The organism is Lentzea terrae (assembly GCF_003265345.1).
Taxonomy (GTDB): domain Bacteria; phylum Actinomycetota; class Actinomycetes; order Mycobacteriales; family Pseudonocardiaceae; genus Lentzea; species Lentzea terrae.
The window spans coordinates 1-16,001 of record NZ_QFWW01000024.1 but is presented as its reverse complement, the minus strand read 5'-3'; the positions used below and the strand labels follow the sequence as shown (position 1 = coordinate 16,001).

The window sequence follows — 16,001 nt, the reverse complement described above, 5'->3', positions numbered from 1 at the left end:
AACTCCGAGTAGAAAATGGTCCGGGCACGGCAGAGGTCGGCACGTCCGGTTCGGCCTACTCCAGGAGGATCACGTGACCCAGTCTACGGGGTCGCGACCATCGAATTTCCCACCTGTGGCCAGACGCATAGATTGCCGGCCATGAGCGAAGACTTCTCCGGCAAGACGGCGCTGGTCACCGGCGCGTCCCGCGGCATCGGCCTCGGCATCGCCCGCGAACTGCTCTCCCGCGGCGCCTCGGTCACGATCACCGGCCGCAAGGCCGACCAACTGGCCGAGGCGGCGAAGCAGCTCGGCGGCAAAGTGCTCACGGTCCAGGGCAACGCGGGCGACGACGCGTCCCGCGAGGAGGTCGTGGCGCGCACGGTCGAGGAGTTCGGCAGCCTCGACGTGCTCGTGAACAACACCGGCATCAACCCGCAGTTCGGGTTCCTGATGGACGCCGACCTCAACGCCGTCCGCAAGATCTTCGACGTGAACGTGGTGGCAGCGCTCGGTTTCACGCAGCTCGCGTGGAAGGCGTGGATGGGCGAGCACGGCGGCGCGGTCGTGAACGTCGCGTCGGTCGGCGGGATCCGGTCCACCGGCGTGATCGGCGCGTACGGGGCGTCCAAGGCGGCGCTGATCCGGCTCACCGAGGAACTGGCGTGGCAGCTCGGCCCGAAGGTGCGGGTGAACGCCGTCGCGCCGGCCGTGGTGAAGACGAAGTTCGCCGAGGCGCTGTGGAGCGGCCGCGAGGAGGAAGGCGTCCAGGCGTACCCGATGAAGCGTTTCGGCACGCCGGAGGACGTCGCCTCGCTCGTGGCATTCCTCTGCTCGGACGGCGCTTCCTGGATCACCGGCGAGACGGTGCGCGTCGACGGCGGCCTTCTCGCCACGGGTACCGCCGGCTAACGACGTTCCGCGGGCCACGCGGCGAGTGCGAGTTCAGCGGTTTCCGTCAGCTCGGCCGCGGTGGCCCCGTCACGGGCACGTTGCGACATGCCCTGGATGACCGCGCCGAAGTAGGCGGCCAGCGCACGGGTGCCCGCCGCCTCCGGCAGTTCTCCTGCCCGCTGTGCCGTCCGCAGGCGGGCCTCGAAGACGGCCAGGTTGGCGTTGCGCAGATCGCGCAGGAACGCCTGCATGTCGGCGTCCTGCGTGGTGACGTTGGTGGCCGCGCTGATCGTCAGGCAGCCGGCAGGGTGGGCCGGGTCTGGATAGATGACCGCCGCTTCGCGCAGGATGCGGGCGAACGCGGCGAAGGCGGTGGGCTCCTCTTCGAGCGCAACGCGAACGAAAGCACCCACGGGTGAGCGCCCGTAGTTGTCCACCACTTCCTTGAACAAGGACTTCTTGTCCCCGAAGGCCGCGTACAGGCTGCCGGGCCTGATGCCCATCGCCTCCGTCAGCTCGCCGACCGAGGTGGCTTCGTAACCGCGTTCCCAGAACAGCCTGGTGGCCGCGGTCAGTGCCGCGGCGCGGTCGAACGCCCTCGGCCGACCCCGCTTGGCGCGCGTGTCAGTCACGCCTCAATTTTAGAGCGCTCGTTCAAGAAGCCGTGCTAGCTTATTTGTTGAGTGTTCGTTCAACAAATTGAGGAGACATGGCCACACCTGCGCTCGAAGGAAAGATCGCCCTGGTCACCGGTGGCAGCCGCGGTATCGGCAGTGCTATCGCGCGGCGTCTCGGCCGGGACGGTGCGACCGTCGCCGTCGCCTACGCCCGCGACGAGACGGCGGCGAGCGAAGTCGTCACACGCATCCGCGGGGACGGCGGCCAGGCCTTCGCCCTGCGCGCGGAGCTGGGACGGCACGGTGACGCGGCCGCGCTGTGGGCCGCCTTCGACGCCCACGCACCCGGCGAAGGCGTCGACATCATCGTCAACAACGCCGGCATCGGCCGCAGCTCCGCACTGGACTCGCTGACCGAGGACGACTTCGACGAGGTCTTCGCGGTGAACGTGCGCGCGCCGTTCTTCATCGTGCAGCAAGGGTTGAAGCGGCTGCGCGACGGCGGCCGGATCATCAACATCTCCAGCGGCGCGGCCCGCCTCGCCATGCCGGAGATCATCGCTTACGGCGCCACCAAGGGCGCGCTCGACACGTTCACCCTCAACCTCGCCAAGGAGCTGGGGCCGCGGGGCATCACCGCGAACTCGGTGGCGCCCGGCATCATCGACACGGACGTCAACGCGGGGTGGTTGCGCGGAAATCCGGAGGCGCAGGCCCAGGCGGCGTCCGTGGCCGCGCTGGGCCGGGTCGGGCAGCCGGAGGACGTGGCCGACATCGTGGCGTTTCTCGCCTCCGACGACGCACGCTGGGTGACCGGCCGGGTGATCGACGCGACCGGCGGTTCCGGGCTGTGAGCCGCTAGTCCGCGGGAACGCCGAGCACGTCGAGGAACGCGGCGGCGGCCGGGGTAAGCCCGGCCGTGCTCCACACCAGGTGCTCCACCCGCGACGGCCCACCCGCGACCGGCACCGTCACCACACCGCTCAACCGGGGTGCGTACCGCGACGGCAGCACGGCGACCCCGAGCCCTTCCCGGATCAGCCCCGCCATCAGCTCGGCGGTCGTCACCTCGAACGCCACCTCGCGCTCCAGCCCCGCCGCCGCGAACGCCTGATCGGACTGCAGTCGTCCCGGCGACCCCGCCGGAAAGTCGACGAACAGCTCCTCCGCGAGCGTCGGCAGATCCGTCGAGGCGCGGCCAGCCAGCGGATGCGACGGCGCCACCACGGCAACGTGCTCATCGCGCGCCAGCTCGCGCCCCCGGACCCCCTCGGCCCGCGCACCCGGAGGCAACCCGAGGAACGCCAGATCGACGACGCCCTGCCGCACCTGCTCGATCAGCTCGTGGCTCGGCGACATCCGCAACGCGACCCGCACCTGCGGATACCTCTCCCGGAACACCTTCAGCGCGGCGGGGAGGTCCACGGCGGCCACGGTCGGGATCACCCCGACCACGACCCGTCCGCGCACCTCCCCCACGGCCGCCGCGACCTCGGCCGCCGCCCGTTCCGCGAAGTCGAGGCACTGCCTGGCCGACGGCAGGAACGCCGCACCCGCCGGGGTCAGCCGGACGCTGCGGCTCGTGCGCTCGAACAGCCGGGCGCCCAGCTCTCGTTCGAGACGCGCGACCTGGTGGCTCAACGCCGACTGCACGACCAGGCACCGCCGGGCCGCCTTGGTGAAGCTGCCGGTCTCGGCGACCGCCACCACGTACCGCAGCTGTTGAAGCTCCACCGATCTATCTTGAATCACGATGGATCGGATGAAAAGCATGTGTTGGACTCATCGATCGATCGGCCGAACACTGGAAACGTGAGAAACCAACTCCGCATCGCGCTCGCAGCATTCGCACCGGTCGTCTGGGGCTCGACCTACGTCGTCACGACCGAACTGCTGCCCGCAGGCCACCCGCTCTTCGCCGGACTGCTCCGCTCGTTGCCCGCCGGCCTCGTCGCGCTGGCGCTGACCCGCACCCTGCCGCGCGGTTCCTGGTGGGCCAAGGCCGCCGCCCTCGGCGTGCTCAACATCGGCCTGTTCTTCCCGTTCCTGTTCATCGCGGCCGAGCGCCTGCCGGGCGGCGTCGCGGCCACCCTCGGCGCCGCGCAACCACTCGTGGTGGCACTGCTCGCGGTCGGCGTGCTCAAGGAAAGCCCGTCGGCGTGGCGGCTCGCGTGGGGCGTGCTCGGCATGATCGGCGTCGGCCTGGTGGTGCTGGGTCCGGCGGCCGGGTTCGACCTGGTCGGCGTGCTGGCCGGACTGGGCGGCGCCGCGACCATGGCGCTCGGCGTGACGCTGACGAAGAAGTGGGGCAGGCCTGAAGGAGCGAGCCCGACCGCGTTCGCCGGTTGGCAGCTGACCGCGGGCGGGCTGTTCCTGGTGCCGGTGACGTTCCTGTTCGAGGGCGCACCGCCGGCGATCGGCCTCACCGCCGTGCTCGGCTACCTGTGGCTCGGCGGCATCGGCGGCCTGCTCGCGTACGTGCTGTGGTTCCGCGCGATCACGACCCTGCCGGTCACCTCGGTCTCGATGCTCGGCCTGCTCTCCCCGATGGTCGCCGCACTGCTCGGGGTCGCCGTGCTCGGCCAGACGCTGGACCCGGTGCAGCTCACCGGTTTCGCCCTCGCACTGGCCGCGATCGTCGCGAGCCAGCGTCCCGCACCCGTGCTCGCCAGAGGAGTTCTCCAGTGAAGATCGCAGTCGTCGGCGCCGCGGGCATGCTCGGGTCCCGCGTGGTGGCTGAAGCCAGGCACCGCGGCCACGACGTGACGGAGGTGTTCCGCGGCACCGCGCTGGGCGGTCTCATGTCCGAAGTGGACGCTGTGGTCGCCGCCACCCGGCCACGACCGGGCGAGGAGTCCACCGCCGGCCCGACGACGAAAACGTTGCTGGACGCCGCACTGGCCGCTCGAAAACGGATCCTCGTGGTGGGCGGCGCCGCGCCGCTGCGTTCCCCGAACGGCGGTCTCGTCCTCGACGACAACCGTTACGTGCCAACGCACATCCGCCCCATCGCCGCGGCCAGCGTGCGACAACTGGAGGTGTGCCGCGAACACGCGGCGAACTGGGTCTACCTCAGCCCGCCCGCGCTGCTCGAACCCGGTGAGCGCACCGGCACCTACCGGCGGGGCACCGACGAACTGCTCACGGACCCGTCGGCGATCTCGGCGGAGGACCTGGCCGTGGCGGTGCTCGACGAGCTCGAACAGCCGGGCACCGACCGGCACTTCACGGTCGGCTGCTGAGGTCCAGGCTCAGGATGATCTCGCCGTCCTCGTCGACCTCACCGGTCGGCACGAACCCGTAGCCGCGGTAGAACGGCTCGGGTGACCCGTCCTTCGGCACATAGCTGGTGAGCAGTTCCCGAGCACCCTCGGCCCGAATCAGCGCCACCACCTCGTCGAGGATCGCCTTGCCGTAGCCACGACCCTGGTGCTCGGCGCCGACGAGCAGCCGCCACAGGAAGTACGGCCCGCGAATGCCGGGCTGCGGTGTCACGTCCCAGCTGAGCATGACGAAGCCAACGGGCTCGTCGCCGTCGTAGACCGCGCGGAACCACGGGTGGCCCTCCGGCTGCTCCTTCGCGTGCCGGAAGGACGTCTCGACGGACGCGACGAACTGCTCCTGGTCAGGACGCACGCGCACGGCGATCACCGCGTCGCGGTTGGCATCGGTCACTTCGACGAGCTGGATCTGCGCGGTCATGCCCGGATTGTGCCGGTCAGCGGGACGTCGCCGGCACCGAATTTGGCGTGGTGCTGGACGACGAGGCCGAGTTGGTCGTCGTCTCGGGCGTGGACGCCGGCGGCGTGCCCGGCGGCGACGATGTGGTGCGAGTGGTCGTCGTCCGGACCGGTGGCGAATCCGGCCTGCTCGAGTTCGGCGGCTGTGTCGGCGTCGGCTCGACGGCGGTCGGGGACGTCGGCGGCGTGGTCGACGGAACCTGCGACGTGGTCGAGGAAGGCCCCGGCGGCGTCGCCGGATCGGAAGGAGTCGCGGCCGGCAGCACCGCCAGCGCCACGGCCACGACCCCCACGGTCGCGAGCCCGGTGCCGACCACCGCGATGGCACGCCGCCGGGAGCGCACGGCCTGGCCGCGCTGGATCAGGTCGGCTGCCGTGACGGCACGCGGCGGCGCCCCCTCCCCGTGCAGAGCGGAGAAAGTCGCCCGCAAGTCGTCTTCGCGAACCATCACACCTCCAGCCTCAAGTGGTCGAACTCCGGGCCCAGTTTTCGCCGCAACGTTTCCAGGCCCTTGCTGCTCTGGGACTTCACCGTGCCGGTCGAGCAGTTCAGCGCCGTCGCGGTGTCCTCGACGCTGAGATCGTGCCAATAGCGCAGCACGAGCACAGCGCGTTGCCGTGCGGGCACGGCGGTGAGCGCCTGCCACACCACGAGCCTGTCCTCCGCCCCTGCGACGGAGGACAGGCTCTCTGGGGGTGCGTCAGTCAGCTTCTCCCTGCGCCAGCGCACCTTGCGGCGTTCGGCGAGGAACGTCCGCACGATGATCTGACGCAGGTACGGTTCGAGCCCCGACCGGTCCGCGAGCTTGGGACCGGCCAGGTAGAGCTTCAAGAACGCCGACTGCATCACGTCTTCTGCTTCATGCCAGTTGCCGCACAACAAGAACGCCGTGAAGCGCATCGAGTCGGCACACCGGTCGAAGCAGTCGGTGAACTCGGCCTCCCAGTTCAGTGGTGACTCCCTACCGCGACGGGGTCGTCGGGATCGGCGACGTCGTCGCCCGCGTGGTCGACGGGTGCGACGGCTTCGAGGTCGTCGACGGGTGCGACGGGGTGGTGGGCAGCGGGGTCGGCCGGATCGACGTGGTCTGCGGCGGCTGCGGCCGCGAGGACGTCGGCTCGTGCCCCGGCGACGTCGTCACCGTGCTCGACACGGGCGGGGTGGTCGCCGGCGGCGTGGGCTGCGGGTTGGTCACCGACGACGACACGGGAGGCGTCGTCGCGGGCGGCGTCGTCGCCGGGGTCGAGCTCGTCGACGTGGGTTGGGGCGTGCCGCCGCCGCTCAGCGCCAGGGCGGGCACCGCGATGCCGACAGCACCCAGTGCCACGGCTCCCGCCACGATCACCATTCGTTTGCGCACTTGCGACTCCAGCAGGTCAGTGGTGCCCTCGTCAGGCACCCTCACCCGTATCCATGCGGTCGGCGCCGGCTTCGGTTGCCCGTGTGTCCTGGATCACGATCTCCACGCACCGGGCTCGTTCCGCGGCCTCGTCCAAGATCGCACGCCGCGGTTCGGGAACGTCCAGCACCCGGTCCTCGGCCTTGCGGAAGACGTCCCGCAGCCTGCGGTCGTTGCGCAGGACGTCGAGCGCCTGCCAGTCGCCGCCGAGCACGACGCTGTCCAGTTGGGCAAGCCTCGGGACGAGCACGCGGAACACGTCGTCCGCGGCCGCCTGCAGCGCGACGCGGGCTTGGCCCTCACGCCGCCGGGCGAACCGCTGCTGCGACCACCCGCCGGCCCTGATGCGGCCGTGCACCTGTTTGCGGTCGGTCGCGGAGACCTCGACCTTGCCGCCGAACGCCACCCCGACGCTGTGCCCGCCGAGCCGCACGAGGACCAGGCCGATCCGGCGCGGTGTGGTCAGAATTTCAATCACCTCTCCAATAGAGGTGCCGCCGCGCGCGGCGAACGTGGCCGTCGCGCCATCCGCTGCGGTGATGACCACCTGGTCGCCGATCTGGACGTCGACGGCGCCGTGCCGGTCGGCGAACCTGCCGATCCACCCCTCGACGCGTTCCGGCTCGACCTCCACGGCCCGTCCGCCGGGAACCGGCCGCACCCGGCTCACGCGACCGCCACCCACACCGGCACGCGGTAGCCGCTCTCCCCCGGCGCGAGTCGCTGAACGCTCATGAACCCGGCCGCGTTCAGCGCCGTCTCCATCTCAGCGGCGGAGAGGACCCTGTGGCGCGTGGACGCCGTTGCGGAGATTTCCCACCCCGAGGTACCCCGGAGCAGCGTTACGACCTCCAGGCCGTACGACAGGCCGTCGGGAGCCCAGTCCCAGAGCTGCACGGTGACCCGGTCGCCGTTCACCTTGGGCGGCGGCGCAGTGGGTCTGAGTGCGCCGAGCCGGTCGAGTTCCGGCACGGCGGCCACCAGCACACCGCCCGGCCGCAGCGAGGCGTGGGCGAGTGTGAGGATGTTCGCAAGGGACTCCTCGTGCGCGAGCCGGGGCAGCAGGTCGTCCGTCGCCCGCACCGCGTCCACCTGGACGCCGGGCACCACGTCGAGCAGGTCGACCACCGCGTGCGAGCCTGGTCCGAGCACCGCCCCGGCCACTGAGGTCAGCACGTCGAGGTCGTTCACCGGACACACACTAGAACCATCTCGATACGAGGCGTGAACTGCACAGGTATGTTACTGATCGGTTCGGATCGCTTGACAGATGAGCCTCGAAAGCGTGAACTCGTCAACCGTATGGATTAACCATTGACTCCATCCGGTCCCGACCAGCGGTGTTCACGGGCGGGTAGGGTCACTGGGGCGTGATCTTATGACAGCGGGGAGTCACCATGACCACTGCTGCCGGTCGACCAACACTGACCGTTGACGACACAGACTCAACGGGCCACGGCAGCCTTACGCAGCTCTTGACGACGGGACCGTTCCCGGAGGCGTTGAGGGCGGCGATCAAGGCGAGCCGACTCAGCCTCGACCGCATCCAGCACCGGTTGGCACTGCGCGGCGTGACCATCAGCGTCGCGACGCTCAGCTACTGGCAGTCAGGACGGCGAAGGCCGGAACGCCCTGAATCGCTGGAGGCGCTGCGGCACCTCGAGTCGGTCCTGGGCGTGCCTCAGTCGGGTCTGTCGGCGCTGCTCGGACCGCCTCGTCCGCGAGGCCGCCGATGCCGCCCGACGACGATGATGCCGATCGACGCCCTTTGGGCGCGTCGTGAGCGGGTCGCGAACCTGCTCTCGAAGGTCGACACGTCCTCCGATCTGAAGCTCGGCCGGATCAGCCAGCACGACCGCATCGAGATCTCTGCCGACGGCGGGCAGAAATCCGTGTGGGTGCGGCAGATCCTCCGTGCGGAGCAGGACGGCCCCGACCGGTGGGCGCTCGTGTTCGAGACCGAGGAGAGCGACGTTCTCCCCGAGATCGTGAACGTGCGCAACTGCCACCTGGGCCGGATCGCCCGCGACCACGAGGCCAACATCATGGTCGCGGAGATGATGTTCGAACGTCCGCTGACCCGCGGCGAGACCCTCATCATGGAATACCAGCTGGTGTTCCCGGAGGGCCACGCGCCGAAGGGCAACAACACGTTCGCGCGCAAGTTCCGGCTGCCGGTTCGCGAGTACGTCATCGAGGTCCGCTTCGACGAGGCGAACCTGCCGTCGCGCGTGCAGCAGTACAGCGTGCCCGCCGGCGACGAGACGCCTTCGCGGCGGCGCAACCTGACCCTGGACTCGGGTGGCGGCGTGCACGCCGTTGCGCTCGGGTTCGGTCCTGGTGTGTTCGGCATCCGCTGGGAGTGGCCGAACCGCTAGCGGTTCACCTGGCTTGAACGAGGGGCGCTTCCCGATCTTCGGGGAGCGCCCCTCGTAGCGTCGTGGCCGCGAAACGCGATCCAGGGAGCATGAGCGGCGATCAAGAACGCGACACCAGGTCTGCCGACCACCGCTGGAACCAGGTCACGACCCTGGTCACCGCGTTCACCGCGGTGGGAGCGCTGGTGTTCACGGGATTGTCCCTGCGTGCCACGCAGGATCAGATCGACGTCACCCAGCAGGGACAGCTCACCGACCGCTACACCAAGGCGGTCGACCAGATCGGCGCGGCCGGCCCCGACCGCCTGTGGGTGCGCGTCGGCGGCGTCTTCGCACTGGAACGCATCGCGATGGACTCCCCGCGTGATCAGCGCACCGTCGTGGAGGTGCTGAGTGCGTTCATCCGCACCAGCAGCCCGCGGCAGACACCGGCCACCGTCTGTCCCGACACCCCCGCCGACGTGAAAGCCGCGTTCGTCGTGCTCACCAGGCGCGCGCTCGACCGGGAGAAGGACCAGCCGATCGTGATCGACCTGCGCGACACCTGCCTTGCGGGCGTCCGGGCGCAGAAGGCCGATCTGACCGCTGTCTCGCTCGTCGGCTCGGACCTGCACGGCGCCGACTTCGCCCACGCCCACGGTGACCTGGTCGGGCTCAACAAGGTCAACCTGAGCGGTGCCGACCTCTACAGCGCCGACTTCTCAGGATTCACCAACCTGACCGGCACGGATCTGACCGGCGCCCGGCTGGACAGCGCGAAGATCGCCCGAAAGTCCCTCACCGACGTCAAGCTGGTCAACGCCGACCTCCAGGGCGTGGATCTGAGCAACGTCAAGCTCACCGGCGTGGATCTCACCGGTGCCAAGCACGACTCCCGCACCAACACCACCGGCGCCACCTACGACGCCACGACGAAGGGCGCCTGGTGGTGAAAGAGGCCCCGGCGCTCACGAGCCGGGGCCTCTTCCTCGCTAGCTCATCAGACCCAGCCGGCGATGTGCAGCGTCACGTTGCGGATCGAGCCCTTGTCCGAGCCGACGACGTCCTGGACCTTGAACGTCCAGTTGCCGTCCGCCGAGTCGGCGAGCAGCGACGACAACGTGCCGGACGCGGGCGTCCACGAGCCGGTGAACGGCGCATCCGCTGCCAGCACGGAGGAGAACGACCGCGTGGCCGAGTCGTCGAACACGGCCTGGCAGATGTTCGCGCCGGTACCGCCGGACCGCGCGAACAGCGTCACGGACTTGCCGGACGGCGAGGTGAGCGTGCCCACCAGGTCACCGACGAAGGTGTGGTCGATGCCCACCGTCGTCGAGCCCTCGGTCGCCGAGCAGGTCGCACCGTCGACGGAGAACTTCAGGTTCGACGCGCCGCCGACACCCGTGACGGGCAACGAGATCGACACACCGGTCTGGTCGTTGTCCGGGATCGCCACCGGCGCACCGGTGTACGCGAACGCCTTGAACTCGCGGGACGGCTCACCGACGCGGTAGCTGAACGACGCCGCCGTCGGCGAGGTCGAACCCGCGTAGGTCACCCGAGCGTCCAGCCTGACCGCGGAACCGAGCGCGGCGTTCGCCGGCACGGTCACCTTGAAGGTGTTGGACACGGTCTGACCGACGTCGATGTTGCCGTAGTACTTCGAACGCGGCGCGATGGTCACACCAGCGGTCGGGGTCGACAGCACCACGGAAGTCGAAGCGGCAGAACCGTCTCCGCCGTTCGTCACCGGCACCGTCACCGTGGCCGTGGTGCCCGGCTTGAGGTACTGGCTGCCGTCGGCGTCGTTGACGATCGTCGGCTTCTGCGCGCGGGCCAGGGCCTGCGGCGACGCGCCCGTGTAGGCCAACGCCTTGTCCGCCATCACGATGCCGGCACCGGTGCGGTTGTCCACACCGGACTCGACGATGTCGATCGCCGTGGTGACAAGGGCTTCCTTGACCTCGGCGGGGCTGAGCGTCGGGTTGCCGGACAGGATCAGACCCGCGATCGCGGCCGCGTTCGGCGCCGAGGCCGACGTGCCGTAGAACGTCGTGAAGCCCGGAACCGAGGTGGTCACACCGTCAGCCGCGGTGATGTCCGGCTTCTGCCGGGTCTCGGCGAGCGGCGTGCCGTCGGGCGCGAAGAACGTCTTGCGCGGCCCGTCGGAGGTGAAGCGCTCCGGCTTCTGCGTGCCGTCGAAGGCGTTGGGGTACGGGCCCTTCGGGTTCGCCGGGTCGCCGGGGTGCAGGTCGAACGGCAGTGCCGCGGCGGCAGGAGCGGCCGCGACCGAGATCGCGCCCTTGGCCGCCGAGTGCCCGCGGGTCATGCCGGGCGTGACGAACTTCTTGAGGCCGTCGTTGGAGTCGGCGAAGCGTCCGCCGAACAGCGACAGCGCGAAGTACTTGTCCTCACCGCGGAACTTCACGACCGCGAGGCGCGTGCCGGTCGAGGTGCTCGGGGTGTTGAGGCGCTCGTACGGGTCCTGGGCGCCGTCCTGGTTGTTCTGGCTGAACGTGACGACGTTGCCCTGCGCGTTGACCAGGTAGAGGTCGTAGTCGTTGAACGACTGGCCGAGCGGGTCGGCCCAGTGCAGCGTCACAGGGCTGTCGCCCGAGCTGTTCGACAGCGGGTTGAACAGCTGCTTGGCGTTCGGGTCCGGGTTGAAGTCGTGCGCGGAACCGGCGAACTTGCCGACGCCCACGCCCGAGTCGACGAACTGGCCCTCGTAGTGGCCGGCGGTGCCGTCCGCGACGTTGCCCTGGTTGCCGGCGCTGGAGAAGAAGACCGCGCCGTCCGCGGCGACCGCGTCCACGGCGCGCGCGATGATGCCGTCCTGGAACGGCGACTCGTTGAAGTAGATGACGTCGTCGACGATGACGTCGCAGCCGAGCTGGAAGCGCAGCTTCTTGATGTTGTCGGCGAAGCTCGCGTCACCGTTGAACGCCGTGGCGAAGCCGAGCTCGGCGTTGGGCGCGAGGTCGTGCAGGATCTCGAGCATCGCCGTGCCCTCGTCGCCGGAGCCCTGCTGGCCCGGCACGACGTCGACGGCCGGCAGCTCGCCCGCGGCCTGCGACACGGCCACGGAGTTGATGCCGTCCGACAGCGCACAGAGCTTCACGCCGACACCGGTCACGTGGAAGCTGTTGCGAGCAGCCTCGGCCGCGTGCGCCTTGTCGCTCTCCGCGACCTTGGCGGCCTGCACCGACATCTGCTTCTCGGCGAGCCTGCGCTCGATCTCTTTCGCTTTGTCCTCTTTGGACGGCGCTTGCTTGCGGCTCTTGTTGTCCCGCTTGTTCTTCACGTCCTGCGTCGTCGCGTCACTGCCCGGCTCGACGCGGGCGACGTCCTCGCGGCCGGCGATCTCGGCGATCTTCGCGACGGGCACCTCGGCGCGCACGGTTCGGTGTTCCTCGGACACTGCCCTGATCTGTCCGCCCACCGCGCGGACAGCGTTGACCAGGTCCTCGGAGTACCGCTTGGCGCGGATGTCGACCAGGGTGGTGGACTGCGGCGTCACGGCAACGCCGGTCTGCACCTGCGGCAGGGCGCTCATCGTCCCCAACTGGGCGCGCTTGCGCGCCTCCACGACGAGCGTGCTGTCTACTTTGGACTCAGCGGGGCTGAGCGACTTCTTGATGCTCTGCAGCGCGGCGATCTGGGCCGCGGCGCGGTCGTTGATGGTCTTGGAAGCCTTGATCGGATCTGCACTCGCCGGTGCGACCGCGGTGAGCGCGGCCAGCAGAACTGCGGTTCCCGCGGTGACTAACGTCGTGCCTCTTCGAGATCGGCGCACAGGGCTTCTCCCCCGAACGTTGGCGTGCCCCCGAGCACGCGGCCTACGACCGGAGATCCCCGGTCGAGGCGCCAACGTATGGTGCTTGCCTGATCACAGTCAGCATCCGATTGGGCTACTTCCCACTTAGCAGACACAATCACACTTCACAGAACAAATGCGTCAGTCCACAACTGACCGGTTCGCCCGGAAAGGGCTTCCAGCAGCGCCGCTGCCTGGTTGTCGGTCAGCGAGGCGATGAAGTCGACGACGGCCCGCCCCCGCGCCAGACCGCGAATCGCGTCCGGCCCGACCGGCAGCTCACCGGCGGGACCGACCAATGTGGACGGCTCCGTCCGGGCGAGCGCCGCGTACTCCGTTTCGGCCAGCTCGACGAGGTCGTGCAGCCTGCGCGGCAACCGATCCGCCTCGGTCCGGTCCGTCACCCACTGCTCCAATGCGTCGACGAGGCTGCTCAGCAAGCGAGCCTGACCTCGTTGGTGCAGCGCCAGATCCGGCCTCAGGAGGACGAACCTGCGGTGCACGAACTTCAGCACCTGCACCTCGTGCCACTGCTGGACGGCCAGCACCACGTGCCCGGACCGCGGCGTCGGCTCCTCGATGACCCCGACCGCGTCGACGAGCCGGCGCGTCCACCGCGCGCTGAACCCGGCGACCGCCTGCTCCGCCTCGACCGACCCGTCGAACGGCACCGACAGCAGCCCGTCCACGAGTTCCTTGCTGACCTTCCGCACCGCGAGCGCGAACGCCTCGTCGCTCATCACCCAGGAGTCCTTGAGGTGCATGCGCCTCCGCAGCGTCTCCAGCGACCTGCCGGGCATCCGGATCTCCGCGCTCAGCTCGGCATCGCTCAACCCGGCGAGGTTCAACGCCTGCGCCTGCCACGTCCCGAACTCCGCCGCGACCGTCGCGTGCTGCAACACCCCGACCCGGTGGAAGTCCTCGAGGTCGTGGATCGCGTAGGCGATGTCGTCCGCGGTGTCCATGACGCTCGCCTCGACGGTCTGCTGCCACGCCTCGATCCGCCCCTCGAACGGCTCCCGCGACTGCCTGAGGTCGTTGATCTCCGTGACGTACGCCGAGAACTTCGAACTACCGGTGCCCGGCATGTCCTCCGGCTCGGCCGCACCACGCGGCGCGACCTCGAGGTTCAGGGCTTGGTGCCGCGTCCACGGGTACTTCAGCATCGCCGCCCGCACCGCGACGGTGAGGTCGAGCCCGAGCGCCTTGGGCCCGCGCACATCCGTCGTCGTCACGATCCGAAACGACTGCGCGTTCCCCTCGAACCCGTCCGGCAACCCGAACCGGTGCCGCGCCAGCCGATCCAACACCTGCTCGCCCAGATGCCCGAACGGAGGATGCCCCAGGTCGTGCGCCAGCGCCGCCGCCTCGACCACGTCCGGGTCGCACCCGCCGAGCTTCTCGAGCACCGCGGTCAGCTCGGGCCGGCTCGTCAGCCGTTCCGCGATGGCGCGCGCGGCCTGCGCGACCTTCAGGCTGTGCGTGAGCCGGTTGTGCACGAGCAGCCCGGACCCCGTCGAGCTGACCACCTGCGTCACGCCACCGAGCCTCGCGAAGAACGGCGAGCTCGCCACGCGGTCGCGGTCGACCCGAAACGGGTTCGTGGCCAGGTCGGCGGTCCTGCCCACGCCGGCTGACCGACGGGCGGTGCGGTGCTCGTTGTGCATGGTGCAGAAGGTACCGGGGCAACGCCTGGCCTCCGGCGCCCCACGCGTCTTCCTCATTGCGCGGCGAAGATGACCATGGTTTTGGGACACCTCCTGGGGATGAACTTCTGTGACACCTCCTGGGGAAGGGAGTTTGTGGCACCTCCTGGGGACGGAGTTCGTGGCGGCTCCTGAGGAGAGCGGTTTGGTGATACCTCCCAGGGAGGGTGTGCTCGCGACACCTCGCGGGGAGCTCGGTTCGTGACACCTCCCAGGGAGGGTGAGCTCGCGGCACATCTCAGGGAGGGTGAGCTCGCGGCACCTCCTGAGGAGCGCGGTTCGTGGCACCTCCTGGGGGAAGGCGGTTCGCGGCACCCCAGGCAGCGCGGCTCGTGGCACCTCCCGGGGATGGAAATGACTACTAGAGGGAGCAGGACCTAAATCAGGCCATCGTTCACCCGATCGAATGACGCCAGGGACTGCCAGAGCAGGAGGGCGTCCCAGCAGCCGGCCTCGACCGGGGTCAGCGGGCGTGCGGACTGGTAGCCGGCGAGGAACTCCGCGTGGACCTCGGGCGACACCGGGCCCCAGTCGTGGAAGCGGGTGCCGAGCAGGACCGCGGATCGCGCGAGCTCGACGACCCGGTGGTCGAGCCTGACCTCCTCGAAGTCGATGACCGCGGCGACCTCGGTGCCGGCGCACAGGACGTTGGCGGAGCGGAAGTCGTAGTGAGCGAGCTGGATCGGCAAGTCGTCGGACGGCAGGTCGGTGAGCAACCGGCGGAGAGCGTCGCCGGCCTTTGCGGGTACGTGTTGTGCGTCGTCGGAGTCGAGCCAGCCCGTGATCCGAGCCGGCAGCGGTGTCGGCGGTTGCGACGGCGCGGCGATGCGATCGGCTTCGGGGTATGCCGCCAGCGCGTCTTGCAGCTGGGCGAGGATTGCGCCGGCCGCGCGGACCTGGTGCGGATCATCGGTGTCCAGCAGGTCACCTTTGATCTCGCGTTGCAGGGACATCGAGGTGTTGTCGACCTCGACCTGGAGACGGCCGTCCAGCGCGGGCAGAGGTACCGACACGGGTAGGCCCTGGTCGTTCAACCAGTGCGTCAGGCGGGCGATCTCCGCCAGGCGTTCGAAGAGCCACGGCGCGACCGACCACTTCGCCAGCAGTCGGCCGGACTGCGTGTCCACCCAGGCCAGCGCGTTGTGGTCGCTGATCACGATGCGTTCGCAGGCGCGGATTCGCACACCCCAGTGCTCGTCCAGCGTGGCGGCTACCCAGTCTGCGGCCGACTTCTCGTCGGTGAAGCCGAATCGTTTGTCGAGCGCGCTCAGGGGGTCGTCTGCTTCCCACAGCATCTCCACCGCCGGCGCATGTGAATTGGTCACACGTCCTTTATGCCAGAAAACCAGCAGCCCCTGAGAGGAGCGCTTGTGGCGCTCAACCCTCAGGGGCTGCTGTACGTAAGTTCGGCGGCGACCTACTCTCCCACACCGTAACCAGTGCAGTACCATCGGCGCAGAAGGGCTTAACTACCGGGTTCGGAATGGG

Annotated in this window: 17 protein-coding genes and 1 rRNA gene; 6 read left to right on the top strand and 12 right to left on the bottom strand. The window is 69.5% G+C overall.

Translation table 11 applies throughout. The features are described 5' to 3' along the window. Positions 1–141 precede the first annotated feature (141 nt). On the top strand, positions 142–894 hold the full coding sequence (locus DI276_RS29710; protein WP_112269938.1) for an SDR family oxidoreductase: 753 nt from the start codon (positions 142–144) through the stop codon (positions 892–894). Here DI276_RS29710 and DI276_RS29705 read toward each other — a convergent pair. Continuing rightward, positions 891–1,508, bottom strand: coding sequence for a TetR/AcrR family transcriptional regulator (locus DI276_RS29705; protein ID WP_112269368.1), 618 nt, complete (start codon positions 1,506–1,508; stop codon positions 891–893). The genes DI276_RS29710 and DI276_RS29705 overlap by 4 nt on opposite strands. Before the next feature lie 77 nt (positions 1,509–1,585). Here DI276_RS29705 and DI276_RS29700 point away from each other — a divergent pair, with 77 nt between their 5' ends. Continuing rightward, positions 1,586–2,347, top strand: a complete 762-nt coding sequence (locus DI276_RS29700) for an SDR family oxidoreductase (protein ID WP_112269366.1) — start codon at positions 1,586–1,588, stop codon at positions 2,345–2,347. 4 nt (positions 2,348–2,351) lie between these two features. Here DI276_RS29700 and DI276_RS29695 read toward each other — a convergent pair whose 3' ends face one another. Further along, the gene (locus DI276_RS29695) at positions 2,352–3,227 is read right to left on the bottom strand and encodes a LysR family transcriptional regulator (protein WP_112269364.1); all 876 of its coding nucleotides are present in this window, start codon (positions 3,225–3,227) and stop codon (positions 2,352–2,354) included. A 78-nt stretch (positions 3,228–3,305) separates the two neighbouring features. Here DI276_RS29695 and DI276_RS29690 point away from each other — a divergent pair, with 78 nt between their 5' ends. Together DI276_RS29690 and DI276_RS29685 are read left to right on the top strand one after the other, a co-directional pair. Continuing rightward, positions 3,306–4,181: an EamA family transporter gene (locus DI276_RS29690; protein WP_232837004.1), complete on the top strand. Its 876-nt coding sequence runs from the start codon at positions 3,306–3,308 to the stop codon at positions 4,179–4,181. Further along, on the top strand, positions 4,178–4,735 hold the full coding sequence (locus DI276_RS29685; RefSeq protein ID WP_112269362.1) for an NAD(P)-dependent oxidoreductase: 558 nt from the start codon (positions 4,178–4,180) through the stop codon (positions 4,733–4,735). Before DI276_RS29690 ends, DI276_RS29685 begins: the two co-directional genes overlap by 4 nt. On the opposite strand, the gene DI276_RS29680 is transcribed toward DI276_RS29685, so the two are convergent. The 6 genes from DI276_RS29680 to DI276_RS29655 are packed head-to-tail and all read right to left on the bottom strand — an operon-like array spanning position 4,719 to position 7,824. Further along, positions 4,719–5,195 (bottom strand): GNAT family N-acetyltransferase, encoded by a 477-nt coding sequence (locus DI276_RS29680; RefSeq protein WP_198680985.1) that lies wholly within the window; start codon positions 5,193–5,195, stop codon positions 4,719–4,721. The two genes, DI276_RS29685 and DI276_RS29680, sit on opposite strands and share 17 nt — an antisense overlap. 16 nt (positions 5,196–5,211) lie before the next feature. After that, entirely contained in the window at positions 5,212–5,682 is a 471-nt protein-coding gene (locus DI276_RS29675) for a hypothetical protein (RefSeq protein WP_112269360.1), read from the bottom strand. Continuing rightward, positions 5,682–6,185, bottom strand: a complete 504-nt coding sequence (locus tag DI276_RS29670) for a SigE family RNA polymerase sigma factor (protein ID WP_119724490.1) — start codon at positions 6,183–6,185, stop codon at positions 5,682–5,684. The genes DI276_RS29675 and DI276_RS29670 overlap by 1 nt, the downstream gene beginning before the upstream one ends. A 10-nt stretch (positions 6,186–6,195) precedes the next feature. Beyond that, entirely contained in the window at positions 6,196–6,639 is a 444-nt protein-coding gene (locus DI276_RS29665) for a superantigen-like protein SSL4 (protein ID WP_198680984.1), read from the bottom strand. Continuing rightward, entirely contained in the window at positions 6,626–7,303 is a 678-nt protein-coding gene (locus DI276_RS29660; protein WP_112269932.1) for an acVLRF1 family peptidyl-tRNA hydrolase, read from the bottom strand. The genes DI276_RS29665 and DI276_RS29660 overlap by 14 nt, the downstream gene beginning before the upstream one ends. After that, on the bottom strand, positions 7,300–7,824 hold the full coding sequence (locus DI276_RS29655; protein WP_232837003.1) for a hypothetical protein: 525 nt from the start codon (positions 7,822–7,824) through the stop codon (positions 7,300–7,302). The genes DI276_RS29660 and DI276_RS29655 overlap by 4 nt, the downstream gene beginning before the upstream one ends. Before the next feature lie 284 nt (positions 7,825–8,108). Between DI276_RS29655 and DI276_RS29650 the strand changes: the two genes are divergently transcribed. Then, the gene (locus DI276_RS29650) at positions 8,109–9,011 is read left to right on the top strand and encodes a hypothetical protein (RefSeq protein WP_232837002.1); all 903 of its coding nucleotides are present in this window, start codon (positions 8,109–8,111) and stop codon (positions 9,009–9,011) included. An 89-nt stretch (positions 9,012–9,100) separates the two neighbouring features. Continuing rightward, positions 9,101–9,943: a pentapeptide repeat-containing protein gene (locus DI276_RS29645; RefSeq protein WP_112269352.1), complete on the top strand. Its 843-nt coding sequence runs from the start codon at positions 9,101–9,103 to the stop codon at positions 9,941–9,943. 47 nt (positions 9,944–9,990) lie between these two features. On the opposite strand, the gene DI276_RS29640 is transcribed toward DI276_RS29645, so the two are convergent. The 4 genes from DI276_RS29640 to rrf all read right to left on the bottom strand — a co-directional run. After that, the gene (locus DI276_RS29640) at positions 9,991–12,786 is read right to left on the bottom strand and encodes a S8 family serine peptidase (protein ID WP_198680983.1); all 2,796 of its coding nucleotides are present in this window, start codon (positions 12,784–12,786) and stop codon (positions 9,991–9,993) included. 146 nt (positions 12,787–12,932) lie between these two features. Beyond that, on the bottom strand, positions 12,933–14,474 hold the full coding sequence (locus DI276_RS29635; RefSeq protein WP_112269350.1) for a deoxyguanosinetriphosphate triphosphohydrolase family protein: 1,542 nt from the start codon (positions 14,472–14,474) through the stop codon (positions 12,933–12,935). A 416-nt stretch (positions 14,475–14,890) separates the two neighbouring features. Next, positions 14,891–15,838 (bottom strand): phosphotransferase, encoded by a 948-nt coding sequence (locus DI276_RS29630; protein ID WP_112269348.1) that lies wholly within the window; start codon positions 15,836–15,838, stop codon positions 14,891–14,893. 79 nt (positions 15,839–15,917) lie between these two features. Beyond that, positions 15,918–16,001 (bottom strand): 5S ribosomal RNA (gene rrf, locus DI276_RS29625); the annotation flags it as partial.